11 protein-coding genes are annotated in these 13238 nt (G+C 59.1%); 3 read left to right on the top strand and 8 right to left on the bottom strand.

All coding sequences use genetic code 11. The annotated features are described in order from the left end of the window. Positions 1 to 147 precede the first annotated feature (147 nt). Together ACE3QW_RS11025 and ACE3QW_RS11020 are read left to right on the top strand one after the other, a co-directional pair. Positions 148 to 1098 carry a GGDEF domain-containing protein gene (locus tag ACE3QW_RS11025; protein ID WP_374251544.1) on the top strand — a complete coding sequence of 317 codons (951 nt, stop codon included), beginning with the start codon at positions 148 to 150 and terminating at the stop codon, positions 1096 to 1098. Between the two features lie 132 nt (positions 1099 to 1230). After that, entirely contained in the window at positions 1231 to 1683 is a 453-nt protein-coding gene (locus ACE3QW_RS11020) for a cytochrome b (RefSeq protein ID WP_374251543.1), read from the top strand. A 59-nt stretch (positions 1684 to 1742) separates the two neighbouring features. Here the strand turns inward: ACE3QW_RS11020 and ACE3QW_RS11015 are convergent, their stop codons facing one another. From ACE3QW_RS11015 to kdpF, 8 genes are all read right to left on the bottom strand, one after another. Further along, positions 1743 to 3518, bottom strand: coding sequence for an oleate hydratase (locus ACE3QW_RS11015; protein ID WP_374251542.1), 1776 nt, complete (start codon positions 3516 to 3518; stop codon positions 1743 to 1745). 317 nt (positions 3519 to 3835) lie between these two features. After that, entirely contained in the window at positions 3836 to 4162 is a 327-nt protein-coding gene (locus ACE3QW_RS11010; RefSeq protein WP_374251541.1) for a hypothetical protein, read from the bottom strand. Between the two features lie 102 nt (positions 4163 to 4264). Continuing rightward, on the bottom strand, positions 4265 to 4978 hold the full coding sequence (locus ACE3QW_RS11005) for a response regulator (RefSeq protein WP_374251540.1): 714 nt from the start codon (positions 4976 to 4978) through the stop codon (positions 4265 to 4267). After that, positions 4950 to 7637 carry a DUF4118 domain-containing protein gene (locus tag ACE3QW_RS11000; protein WP_374251539.1) on the bottom strand — a complete coding sequence of 896 codons (2688 nt, stop codon included), beginning with the start codon at positions 7635 to 7637 and terminating at the stop codon, positions 4950 to 4952. Before ACE3QW_RS11000 ends, ACE3QW_RS11005 begins: the two co-directional genes overlap by 29 nt. Before the next feature lie 50 nt (positions 7638 to 7687). Next, positions 7688 to 9769, bottom strand: a complete 2082-nt coding sequence (kdpB, locus tag ACE3QW_RS10995; protein WP_374251538.1) for a potassium-transporting ATPase subunit KdpB — start codon at positions 9767 to 9769, stop codon at positions 7688 to 7690. Between the two features lie 15 nt (positions 9770 to 9784). Continuing rightward, entirely contained in the window at positions 9785 to 10468 is a 684-nt protein-coding gene (gene kdpC / locus ACE3QW_RS10990; RefSeq protein ID WP_374251537.1) for a potassium-transporting ATPase subunit KdpC, read from the bottom strand. Between the two features lie 10 nt (positions 10469 to 10478). Next, entirely contained in the window at positions 10479 to 12182 is a 1704-nt protein-coding gene (gene kdpA, locus ACE3QW_RS10985; RefSeq protein WP_374251536.1) for a potassium-transporting ATPase subunit KdpA, read from the bottom strand. Positions 12183 to 12319: 137 nt separating this feature from the next. Continuing rightward, positions 12320 to 12415: a K(+)-transporting ATPase subunit F gene (gene kdpF / locus ACE3QW_RS10980; RefSeq protein WP_374251535.1), complete on the bottom strand. Its 96-nt coding sequence runs from the start codon at positions 12413 to 12415 to the stop codon at positions 12320 to 12322. Between the two features lie 524 nt (positions 12416 to 12939). Between kdpF and ACE3QW_RS10975 the strand changes: the two genes are divergently transcribed. After that, a complete protein-coding gene (locus ACE3QW_RS10975) occupies positions 12940 to 13101 on the top strand; it encodes a LysR family transcriptional regulator (RefSeq protein ID WP_374251534.1) in 162 nt (53 codons plus the stop codon). Positions 13102 to 13238 lie beyond the last annotated feature (137 nt).

Below are 13238 nucleotides of genomic sequence, written 5' to 3'. Positions count from 1 at the left end.
TTTGCATCACGGCGGTGCCGAGGCTTAAATCTATACACCAAATTTACATCCAAGAGATTATCTCCCGCCCGATTCGCGAACTCCAAACCTATCCATCAGCGCGCCCAAAAAGGTAGGCCAATAGAAGTAACTCGGAGATTTTCTTAGGTGATTTATCGGTTATCTGCTGATGAATTGAAACAAGTGTTTTTGTCATTTCCGGTCGCGGCCTGCCTTCTCGATCGAGAGGTGCGCTACATCGCTGTGAATCACAAATACGCAGATCTTTGCAATGCTCGATCCGATGGATTCTTCGGGAAGTCGATGCTGGATTTCTGCCCGGCCGATTTGGTTGCGATGGTGCGTCAAGATTTCCACCTGTTCGATTCCGGGCAGGCGATTCCAGATCGCGAGATCATCTTCAGGGGTCGCACGCTACTCCTCGCCGTGACCCCCATTTCGCGTGGTGGGCAGACAAAGTCCTCTGCGATCGCCGCCGTGCTCACCGACATTTCAGCGCAAAAGAAGTTGGAGACAGCACTGGCCGTAGCCAACGACAGCCTATTGTCCTCCTACAAGGAAATCAGGATATTAGCCGAAACGGACGCGTTGACTGGATTGGTCAATCGCTTTGGGTTAGAGAAATTCATCGAGCGCGAAATCCGCCGTTGCCGACGCGAGAAGCATCCGATCGCCGTCGCCATTGTCGATGTGGATAGCTTCAAGCCATACAATGATCGACATGGCCATATCGCCGGCGACGAAGGCCTGAAGGTCGTAGCGGGAGCTATCCAATCCGCAATCCGGAGGCCGGGTGATTGCGCGGCACGCTATGGCGGCGACGAATTCGTTATCGTGCTGCCAAATACCACCATCGCGGGCGCAGAGCACGTCGGCCGCGCCATACAGAGTGCCCTTGTCGATCTTGTAGTCCGAAACGCCGATGACCCGCTCCATCAATTGACGGTCAGCATAGGCATCGCTGGGCTGACCACAATTCCTCAAGACATTCCCCCGATCGCGATCCGGGATCGTCTTTTGCGTTTGGCCGATAAGGCTCTTTACACCGGCAAGGATGCTGGCCGGAACGGGCTCGTGGTCTGCGACAGCGATTTGTGATGGGTGGCTGGGCTGGTCCAAATAACCGCGACCGCTCGCTCCCAAGACAGTCGCGCTGCCGTAGAAGTCAATCGACCGTCTGCATCGATCGATGCCACCGGCAGTCTGGCCGGCAAAACGAAGTCAACGGCGATGTTCGCTACGGACTGGTTGCGTGAAGCGGTGCCATGTGAAGCGCCATCGCGCAGTTGGCTTTTGTCCGCGCATGAGTCGTTCGGACTTCTCGTCCTTGGTTTCTCGATCGCTCGTCTCGTCTGGCGATTGAACCACCCCGCTCCACCACCCCAGGGAACGCCGGCCACGCGCGTGGCCGCCAAGGCCGGCCATATCCTCCTTTACATCGCCACCATCGTCTTGCCGCTGGCGGGCATCGCGCGCGCGATGTCGAAGCGAGACCCGGTTTTGTTCTTTGGCGTGGTCATCCCCTCGCTGACAGGGCGTAGCGATTTACTCCGGGCGATCGCTCGCCTCGTTCATGGCGGGTTGGTCATGAACCTGCTTCTGGCGTTGATCGCCGGACACGTGATCGCGGCGCTCTGGCACCAGTTCAAGCTGAAGGACCAGACACTGCAGCGTATGCTCTAGGCCTATGTTTCGGAGGGGTTGAGCCCGTATCGGGCTCAGAACCTGAACATACCCACTGCTCACACCAGCTTCGCGTCCTTCAGCAACTCTTCGACATAGGTGCCCTCAATCGTTTTCAGCGCCACCTTGCCGAGCAATCGCGTCATGAACGGAAGCTGAACCGTATGGAGCTTCTTCCGGTCGTTGAGATAGTAGAGCGAGCTCAGCAGCACGCGCACATCGAACGATGACGCGAAGACTTCGGGCACGCCGCGATCAACACCGAAAAGCGTGTAAACGGCTTCCATCGCGGTCCGCACCGAATATTCGGTGGTGAATACCGTATCCCTCTCAGTCTCGGCGAAATTGCCGATGAACGCGAGGTTCTTCGAGCCGTCTGGCACCACGAGCGGTCGGTCTCCCCTCGCGCGCGGCATGAAGTAGGAAGTGATGTAGGGCATGTTGCAGGGAATCGTGCTCGCGGACCGCCGCGCCAGCGCCGGAATCTCCTCGACCGGAACCCCCATGTGAAAGAGCCACTCCTCGCACAGCTCGGCGCCAGTGCATTCGCGGATCGTCTTCTTCACAAAGTTTCCGGGCTTGTCGGAGAACAGGCCGTAGAGCCAGACCACGAGCTTCTGGCTCGTATCTTGTGTCCTAAAATGCGGCTGGCGACTCATGGTGTAGCCGTAGAGCCAGTTCGAATCCTTGAAGTTGCAGGGACCTCCGGTCACGATGCGGCCGTCGCGGGGATCGCGACCCGTCATCTTTTCGATATAGGGCGCGATCCTGTCGTCGAGCAGCGTGACTGTCGCCGAGATTGTCCAGTTCGCCTTCGGAATGTTCTCGCAGAATTTCTCCGGCCGGCCGAACGCGGCGTCCTGCGCGGCGAGGTTCTTCCAAAGCGTCCACGCGCCACCATGACCGGTTTCGATCGGCGCGGGGTGATCATTATCGCCGAAGGTTGAGGACTCGGTGATCGACCCATTGGTTACGAACACCACATCGTTCTCAGTGAGATCGATCGTCTTCCTTTCTCCCGCAGTGGTCATGACGAGGCGTCGGGCCACCTTGCTGCCGCCGGTCTTTTCGACTTCGATATTTTCGACCTGCGTTTCGTACTGGAAGCGGACACCCCTGCTGCCGAGCCAGGCGACAAGCGGCTTGATCAGCGATTCATATTGGTTGTAACGCGTGAAACGCAGCGAGGAGAGATCAGCCAGCGTCGCGATGTGGTGGACAAAACGCAGCATATAGCGGCGCATTTCCATGGCGCTCGCCCACGGTTCGAACGCGAACATTGTGGCCCAGTAGAGCCAGAAGTTGGAGGCGAAGAATTCATCGCCAAAGCACTCGTCGATGCGCTTGTCGTCGAGTTCGCTTTCCGGCGTCAGGACAAGCTTCAGCATTTCCTCGACCGCTTTCGGCGTCAGCGTCAGCTCTGTCATATGGGGAACGGGCTGCCCACGATCCTCGCTCGCGCGGCACGGGTTGATGCTCGAATCCTTCTTGTGAAGCCAGTACATCTCGTCGAGGACGGACGCATCCGCCGTATCGAGTGAAGGAATGGAGCGGAATAGATCCCATAGCGTCTCGAAATGTGCCTCCATCTCACGGCCGCCCCGGATGATGAAGCCCTTATGCTCGTCGAGGATGCCATCCATGCTGCCGCCGGGCAGGCCAAGCTCCTCGAGGATGGTGATGTTTTCTCCGGGCATCTGGGCATCGCGTACCAGAAAAGCCGCGCCGGCCAAGGAAGCGAGCCCTGCACCGACGAAATACGCCCTCTTGCCGCCGACTCCCTCCGGCTTGAGTGGACGGGCATACGCTTCGAAATTGCCGTTACTGCGATACACCGTGCGTTTCTCCCTCGATTGGCGGCGAGCGTGCGAGAAATGAACAGATTATTCTCAAATCATGACATCGCGAAGTCTAGAGGGATTCATGGCCAAGGAGGTTGACTTGTCGCAAGTCCCTTCGCTGGAGGACGCGCGCTGGTTTCCATTCGATGTCGGCCAAACGATGCGGTCTCGAAGCCACTCCCGCGTGGGGTGGCTGCCATTGTTGCGATGCCCTTACAGGGAGAAGGAAAGCGGATCAGGCTACAGGAGCGGCTGCGATGGATTCCGCTTCTATTTGCGGTGTGTGCTGCGCTCCCCCGATGAGTTGCGGATCAAGCCGAAAAATGGATTATTGCCGCCGCCAGTCCGATTGCGACAGCAATCACGACTCCGAGGTGAGCCAGCATTTTGAGTTCGGGTATATCATGCGGTTGGGCCTGAGGGTTCATGTAGTAAAATAGCCCGAGGCGTGAAAACATCATATTTCTCCTGCCTTTAATCAGTTTGGCAACGAGAAACATAGAGACGTCGATGTCAGGGTTGCGTTCTGTTTTATCGAAATTTGTAAAGGCCGTAGAAGAGACTGATTTGGATCCGCTATTGTTTGTGTGTGTGGGGGGGGGTGGACAAATGGCAGCAGAATTGAGTCCCTGAAGCACGACAGTCCTCGGTCGATACTTGCGAACGACCCCCTCGCGCTCATAATGTTTCCCCGCTTGTCAGGTCGCGACATCGGGGGATCCAATCAATACCGTGGAGCGTCAACCAGCCTCTGGAATTTCCAGACCGGAGAGACGATAGCCGACCTGCAGCTCGGTGATGAGATGCACTGGCTGTGACGGGTCCTCCTCCAGCTTCTGGCGCAGCTGCGCCATATAGATGCGGATATAATGGGAACGCTCGGCATAGCCCGGTCCCCAGACATCCATCAGGAGCTGCCTGTGGGTGAGCACCTTGCCGTGTCCCCGGATCAGCGCCGTGAGCAGACGGAATTCATTCGGCGTCAGGTGCACAGGCTCGCCTGCCCGAGTGATTTCATGGGTTGCGAGGTTGATCGAGACTTTGCCGAACTTCGCAACCGGAGAAGCGGCTGCTCCATTTGATACCGTGCTCGAGCGGCGCAATTGCGCGCGCACGCGAGCCAGCAACTCGGGCACGCCGAAGGGCTTCACCAGATAGTCATCAGCTCCGGCATCCAGCGCTTCGACCTTCTCTGTTTCCTGCTCTCGGGCTGAGAGCACGACGATCGGAGCGGAGACCCAACCTCGAACCTCGCGAATTAATGCCTTGCCGTCTCCGTCGGGTAAGCCGAGGTCGACGATCATGAGGTCCGGCTTACGACTTCCCGCATTCAGACGCGCTTCCTCAGCTGTGGTCGTCTCGAAGACGTTCATGCCTTCCTTCTCCAACGCCATGCGGACAAAGCGGCGGATATCGGCTTCGTCCTCAACGATCAGGATACGTGGCTTGATCATTCGCTATCTCACTCTCGAATTCGGGAGGCGTACCTAATGGCAATTGGATCTCGAAAGCCGCACCGTGCGGTTTTCGCGCTTGCGCCCGAATAGTGCCTCCGTGGGCGGAGATGATGCTGCGGCACAGCGCCAGGCCAAGACCGACCCCGGCGATGGACGATTCCTTTTGCCCCCTTGCGAACGGCTCGAAAAGTCCTTCCGGATTGGCCGTGGGTAGGCCAGGGCCGTCGTCTTCGACCACCAAATAGATTGAATCGCCCGATGCTCCTCCGCGAACCATGAGCGTTGTCGTGGGCGGCGTATATTTGGCGGCATTGTCGAAGAGGTTAATCAGGACGCGCTCGATGAGCGTCGCATCGACCTCGACGAGCGGCAGATCGACCGGCAAATTGGTCCGCACGGTCCGCGGCTTTAGAAAAGAGGTCGACTGCGCAAGTGCGCTGCCGACGATTTCGCTGAGCGGATGCCATTCTTTGTTGAGGCGCACGCCCTGGCTCTGCATCCGTGCCAGGTCGAGCAAATTGCTTACAAGCCGTTTGAGTTCATCGGCCTGCATTCTGATGGATCTGGCGAGGTCGCTGCGATCCTCGTCGGGAAGCCCCTGTGCGTGCTCAAGCGTTTCGGCTAGGCCGCGGATCGCAGTGAGGGGAGTCTTGAGATCATGCGACACCGCCGAAAGGAGTGTGTTGCGAAGCTTCTCGCCTTCCATGCGAACCAGAGTGTCCTGGGCGACGTCCACGAAGTGGATACGTTCCAGGGCCAGCCCTATGGTTGAACAGCAGGCGTCCAGGAGGCGGCGGTCATCCGGATCGTTGGATATCGGGGAACCGCTTGGCAGGATGGCGAGCACGCCCCGGGTGGCCATCGATGCCTTCAGCGGGAGGTACAGGGCATCGGCAGCGCTCAAGGTCTGCGTTCCGAGCCCTGCTTCCTGGGCGTGATCAAAGGTCCATTGAGCCACCGACAGGTCGATGAGGCCCGCATCCTGCGTCGCAACGAGTCTTTCCTTTTCATTGGGTACGAGGAGAACCACCTGCGCGCCGAACAGGGGCGTGATTGCATCTCGACAGATCGCGACGACCTGTTCGAGCTTGATGGCGCTGGACAGCTCACGCGCGATCCGGGCGAGTGCAGAGGCGCGGCGTTCACCAGCACGAGCAACCCTGGCTTCGGAGCGCATGCGCGCGGCGAGCTGGCTGATGACCACGGCCACGACAAGCATCAGGGCAAAGGTGAAGAGGTACTGGGTATCCGTCACCGCAAACGACAACCTGGGCTCGATGAAGAAGAAATCGAAGCACGCGACAGACAACAGGGCCGCCCAGGCGCCGGCGACGCGACCGAGACGCATCGCGACAAAAATCACTGTCATCAGAAACAACATGACGACGTTGGATGGATCGAAGACCCGGAGCAGCCAGGCCGCGAGCGCCGCTGTCACGCCGCAGGCGAGCGTTGCAATGACAAGCCCGCGAGCATAGCCGTCTGGCTGATCCGTGATTTTGCGTTTGATCGCGCGAGGAACATCATCCAGGTTGAGGAGGATCACACCCATTTCCGGGCCTGCGCGGGCGATCCTCTCCTGAAGCCGCGACCGGAAGGGTATGAATCGCCAACCGTGCGGATTTCCGACAATAAGCTTCGTAACATTGCGCTTGCGCGCGTAGTCCAGCAGGGTTTCGGCGACATCCTGTCCAGGCACGTTGGCAAATTCGGCGCCGGCAGCCTGGGCAACGGCGGCGATGCTCAACAGTGACTCTCGCGAGCTGGTGTCGTCGCCCTGATAGGGCCTATCGACATGGACAACGATCCACTTGGCTTGCAAGCGCTGGGCGAGTCGTGCGCCTTCGCGCACCAACCGCTCCTGTGATTGGTCGGCGCTGACGCACACCATCAGCATTTCCTGGGTCGGCCAGACGGACTTGATCGCATGGGAGACACGGTAGGTCCGCACATCGGCGTTGACCCGATCGGCGACGCGCCGCAGCGCCAGTTCCCGCAGGGCAATCAGGTTGCCGCGCCGGAAGAAATTCTGCCGCGCACGCTCTATCGAGACTGGCAGATAGACCTTACCCGCGTTCATGCGCGCCAGCAGGTCATCGGGCGGCAGATCGACGAGGACGACGTCGGTCGCTGCATCAAAGATGCGGTCGGGAACGGTCTCCCGCACCCGAACCCCGATGATGCCACCGACGATATCATTCAGGCTATCGAGGTGCTGGACGTTCAGAGCAGTATAGACGTCGATGCCTGCATCGAGCAGTTCGTCGACGTCCTGCCAGCGTTTGGCGTGGCGGCTGCCGGCGACATTGGTATGAGCCAGTTCGTCGACAACCAGGAGCTTGTATCCCGATACCAAGGCGCCATCGAGATCAAATTCGGTGGTGGGCCTGCCATTGCCGCTCATGGTTTTGCGCGGCAGAACAGGAAGGCCCTCTAGGAGCTCTTGCGTATCCTTGCGACCATGCGTCTCGACGATCCCGATCCCGACCGGGACGCCATCAGCCTGGAGTTGGCGTGCCGCCTGAAGCATCGCGAAGGTCTTGCCCACCCCGGCGCAGGCACCGAAGAATATCTTCAGCTGTCCGCGTTTGGAACGATGGGTTTGATCCTTCACGACCTCCAGCAGATCGTCGGGATCGGGTCGCTGATCCACCATGATTGAGCGCCTAACCTCAAGCCAGTTTCTTGCCTCTTTCGAGTGACCCGTCAAAAGAAGGGTGTGATGAGCATATCGATCACCTTTATACCGATAAACGGCACAATAATCCCGCCCAATCCGTAGATCAGCAGGTTCCGGCTCAGCAGGCGCGCTGCCGGTTCAGCCCGGTACTGGACGCCCTTAAGCGCCAGCGGGATCAGGACCACGATGATCAGCGCGTTGAAAATCACCGCGGACAGGATCGCCGATGCTGGGCTGTGGAGGCCCATGACGTTCAGGGCCGCAAGCGGGGGATAGGTCGCAACGAAGGCGGCCGGGATGATGGCGAAATACTTGGCAAGATCGTTGGCGACGCTGAATGTTGTCAGGGCGCCGCGGGTCATGATCATCTGCTTGCCGACCTCGACAACCCGCAGCAATTTTGTGGGGTTGCTGTCGAGATCGACCATGTTGCCGGCCTCCTTGGCGGCTTGGGTACCGCTATTCATGGCCACCGCAACGTCAGCCTGCGCCAGTGCGGGAGCATCGTTGGTGCCGTCGCCGGTCATCGCGACGAGCCGTCCTTCCGCCTGATACTCGCGGATAAGGCGGAGTTTATCCTCGGGCGTGGCTTCGGCGAGATAGTCGTCCACACCGGCCTCGGCCGCGATGGCGGCCGCAGTCAGCTTATTGTCGCCCGTGATCATCACGGTCTTGATGCCCATGCCACGCAGTTCTGCGAAGCGCTCCTTGATACCGCCCTTGATGATATCCTTGAGTTCGATGACGCCGAGGACGGTGACCCCATCGCTGACGACCAACGGCGTGCTGCCTCGCCGGGATACTTCGTCAACGATTCTTGCGACCTCCTGGGGGAACACGCCGCCCATTGACTCGACATAAGCCCGAATCGCGCTGGCTGCGCCCTTGCGAATCTGGCGACCGTCGATATTGATGCCGCTCATCCGCGTGTGAGCGCTGAATGCAATCGCTTCGGCTCCGTGAAGCTCACGACCACGGATGCCGAAAGCGTTCTTGGCCAATACCACGATCGATCGGCCCTCCGGCGTTTCGTCGGCAAGCGACGCAAGCTGGGCGGTGTCGGCCAGCGCGCGCTCGTCGATGCGCGGGGCGGGAAGAAATTTGGTAGCCTCCCGGTTCCCGAGTGTGATGGTGCCCGTCTTGTCGAGTAGCAGCACATCGACGTCACCCGCCGCCTCGATGGCCCGGCCGGAGGTCGCGAGTACATTAGCCTTCATCATTCGGCTCATGCCTGCAATGCCAACCGCCGACAGCAATGCGCCGATGGTGGTCGGGATCAGGCAGACAAGCAGTGCGATAAGCACCGTGATCGTGACGACCGAACCTCCCCCAGCGATGATTGTGCTGAAGCTCGAGAATGGCAGCAACGTCACGCAAACAAGAAGGAAGATCAGCGTGAGCGCCACCAAAAGGATCGTGAGGGCGATCTCATTGGGGGTCTTGCCGCGCTTGGCGCCTTCGACCATGGCGATCATGCGGTCGAGGAAGGCTTCGCCTGGCTTCGCCGTGACGCGCGCGATGATCCAGTCGGAGAGAACGCGCGTACCGCCGGTGACCGAACAGAAATCCCCGCCCGCCTCGCGGATCACTGGCGCGGATTCGCCGGTGATCGCCGATTCGTCGACCGAGGCAGCACCCTGAACCACTTCACCGTCGGCGGGAATGATCTCGCCGGCTTCGACCAGAACGTAGGTTCCAAGAGCGAGTTCGTCGCTCGGAGAAGGCCACGATTCGCTCTGCCGGTTTGGCTCTTTCAAGACGCGGGCAATCACCCTTTGGCGTGTTGCCCGCAATGCATCGGCTTGCGCTTTACCGCGTCCCTCAGCGAGCGCCTCTGCGGCATTGGCAAAAAGGACCGTGAACCAGAGCCAGGCTGCGATCGCAAAAATGAAGGCCGCGGGAGCCTCACCCTTTCCGGTCAACGCCTGGATCCACAGCAGCGTCGTAACGATACTGCCAAGATAGACCACGAACATCACGGGGTTTTTCAGCTGGACGCTCGGCGACAGCTTTCTGAACGCTTCGCCAATGACAGAGGCCCAGGAGACGGGCTTGAGGGTTCCGCCCACACCAGCGCCTTGCGGCGCGTTTGTCTCTACTAAGGACATTATGACACCTATGTCTTATTGAGCGGCAGGGCGGGCTGGATGAGCCGCGTCAAGCGCGAGATTGAATTCGAGAACGTTGATCCTGGGGTCGCCGAGAGCACCGAACTGTCGCCCCATGGTGTGCTGATCCACGAATTGCAGCATCAGTTCGGTCGTTAGCCCGCGGGCCTTGGCAAGGCGCGGCGCCTGAAGACGGGCGTTGGCGACAGAAATATCAGGATCAAGTCCAGAGGCCGACGCTGTGACGGCGTCGACGGGCACCGCAGCATCCGCGGCCAACCCATTCTCGTCCCGATAAGCCTTTGCGCGTTCAGCAACGGCATCGAGCAGCTTCTTGCTGATTGCGCCTTGATTACTCGCTCCGCTCAGGGCGGCGTTGTACGGCTGATCGACGGTCTTCGACGGATCGCTGGGGTCCGTTCCTGACGTCGCGCTTGGCCGGCCGTGGAGATACTCCGGCTTGGTAAAGTACTGGCCGATCTGGCGCGAGCCGACCGCGTTTCCGTCTCTGACGATCAGGCTCCCTTTGGCCTGATCAGGAAAGAGGATGTTGGCGACACCGGTTGTCGCCAAAGGATAGGCGACGCCAGTTACCAGCATGAAGAAGACGGAAGAGGCCAGGACCGGCCGCGTGATACCCTTGAACGCCGATTGCGACGCTGGCGCGGGCGAGTGGATGATGGTTTGTTCGTTACGCATGAATGGATCCTCAGAATGTCGTGCCAGCAAGCATCAGCAGATGTTCGACGATCGGGCCGAGCGCGAGCGCCGGCAGGAAGGTCAGTCCGCCAACAACCAACACCACGAACACCAGGAGCCCGGTGAACAGGGGAGTTGCGGTCGACAGCGTGCCAGGTCCTTCGGGCACCGTCTTCTTGGCCGCCATCACGCCGGCGACGGCGAGCATCGGCAGGAGGGTGAAGAAGCGGCCGATCAGCATCGCGAAACCAATCGTCGTGTTGAAGAACGGCGTATTGGCGTTGAGGCCCGCGAAAGCCGAACCGTTGTTAGCCGTGCCCGATGTGTAGGCGTAGAGCACTTCGCTGAAGCCGTGTGGCCCCATATTGGCAAGGCTTTCGAGCGTGGAAGGCAGCACGCAGGCGAGTGCAGTGAAGCCTAGGATGCTTAGCGGATGCGCGAGGATCGCAATCATCACGTACTTCATCTCGCGCGCCTCGACTTTCTTGCCGAGGAATTCTGGCGTCCGCCCGATCATCATGCCGACCAGGAACACAGTCAGGATCGCATAGGTGACGAGGTTGATGAGACCCACGCCGTCGCCACCGAAGACATTGTTCAGCATCATCTGCGCGATGGGAACGAATCCGCCGAGTGGTGTCAGCGATGAGTGCATGGAGTCGACGGAACCGGTCGTCGCCGCCGTCGTCGTTGTCACAAACATGCTGGTCTGAGCGATGCCGAAGCGAAGCTCCTTGCCCTCCATATTGCCGCCACCCTGGAAGGCTGTCTGGGCCTGATCGACCCCCATGGAAGCCAGCATCGGATTGCCAGCCTGTTCGGAACTGTAGACCAGAGTCAGGAAGCCGACGAACATCACCAGGAAGGCGCCGAAGAACGCCCAGCCCTGACGACGCCGAAGGATCATGGCACCGAAGGTGTAAGTGAGGGCCGACGGGATCAACAGCATGCTCAGGATATGCAGCGTGTTGGTGAGAGGTGTCGGATTCTCGAAGGGATGCGCGGCGTTCATCCCGTAAAAGCCACCACCGTTTGTACCGATGTGCTTGATCGTTTCAAAACTCGCCACCGGTCCGAGGATTAGCTGTTGCTTGACTCCTTCGAGGGTCGTGACGATCGCGTCCGCGCTCAGCGTTTGCGGCATGCCCTGCCAGACATAGACGAGAGCCATGAGAAAGCAGAGCGGCAGAAACAGACGATACAGAACGCGCGTGAAGTCGACCCAATAATTGCCGATATCAGCGGTCGTCTTTCGGCTGAGTCCGCGGATGAATCCGCCGGCCGCCGCAACACCCGTCGTGGCGCTGATCGACATCAGGAAGGTGATGGCGGCCATCTGCGAGAAGTTCGAGAGACTCGACTCGCCGGAGTAAGCTTGCCAATTCGTGTTGGTCGTGAAGGACGCTGCCGTGTTGAAAGCCAGATCGGGCGTTTGAGCGGCGCGCGCGAGCGTATCGCCGGGGAGGAAATCCTGAATCCGAAGAATGAAGTAGCCCAGGAGCAACATAGCGGCATTGCTGAGCACCAGCACCATGCCATAGCGCGTCCAGGACATCTTCTCCTCGGGGTCGACACCGAGAATACCATAGGTGCCGCGCTCCAGGATGTTGTGGCCTGGGCTCGTGAATAGATGTGTCATCCATTTGCCCAGAACCACGACCAAGCCGGTCATGATTGCAAGGATGAGGATGAATTGAGTGATGTCTTGTGTCATGCGAGCGTCCTCAAATTCGATCCAGGGCTACGATGAACCCTGCAGTGATTGCGAAGAAGACGAGCGTCACGGCTACGAATGCGAGGTCGCCCATGTTTGCTACCTGGTGTTTGTTGTTGCGGATGTCCGTTCCAGGCTCAGAAGCGCTCGGGCTTCACGAGGGCGTAGAACAGATAGGCGAAAAGACCGATGGCGCAGAGGCCGGCGAGCCCGGTCATGAACGATGCGGTCATGGCTGCCCCCTCCCAACTGACCGGCAAATCGGGGGCCGCGCCGTGATGATCGGCGCGCGTTCGTCGACTACGGGCCCGCGTGATTGGGGTCCGGATCTATGAGTAGGATGATTGTGCAGCATGCATACCGGCTCCATTTTGAGGTTGGATTGCCGGCAGGCATTTACTGCGTTGCATGTAAGGGTAGTGCTGAGTTTTTACGCGCACGCATAAGGACGGTGTAAAGGCTCAAAATAACTGTCTCGCGGCTAAAAGCGCTTTTCCCACTCCTGCCAGATCGGTCTGATCACCGCACGATCAACAACTGATGGCTAGGATGCCGCGAACAAACGAGACGACGCATTTCCTACAGCGTTTTTATATATACGGATAAAAACAATATCCCATGCTTACACTCAATCGCCTAAGCGTTGAGCCTACCTTTACGAACTCAAGTTTCGAAAATCGTCTGATGTTGGAGGCTAGACCGGCATGTACGGAGGTTTTCGCGCGGCCTTAACCATCTAACCGCCGGTCTATGCGTTGTGGTCACGCCCAAATTCAATATCGAGGTTCGGCATCTGCGTTATGTCGTCACAGCTGCAGAGCAAGGAAGCTTCCGAAAGGCTTCCGCCAAACTTGGCGTCCGGGAATCGACGATCAGTCGGCAGATCAGAGAATTGGAAGATGGGCTAGGTTCCAGCTGACGTGCCCCCCTGAAACTCCTCCAGAAATAACTAGAGTCCGCCCCAGGAAAGGGACGGACGAATGAAACGATCAAGGTTCACGGAAGAACAGATTATCGGGATCCTGCGCGAGCAGGAGGCGGGCGTGCCGGTGGCGG

Source organism: Xanthobacter sp. (assembly GCF_041911315.1).
GTDB classification, from domain to species: Bacteria; Pseudomonadota; Alphaproteobacteria; order Rhizobiales; family Xanthobacteraceae; genus Xanthobacter; species Xanthobacter aminoxidans.
This window is presented reverse-complemented; position numbering and strand designations above follow the sequence as displayed.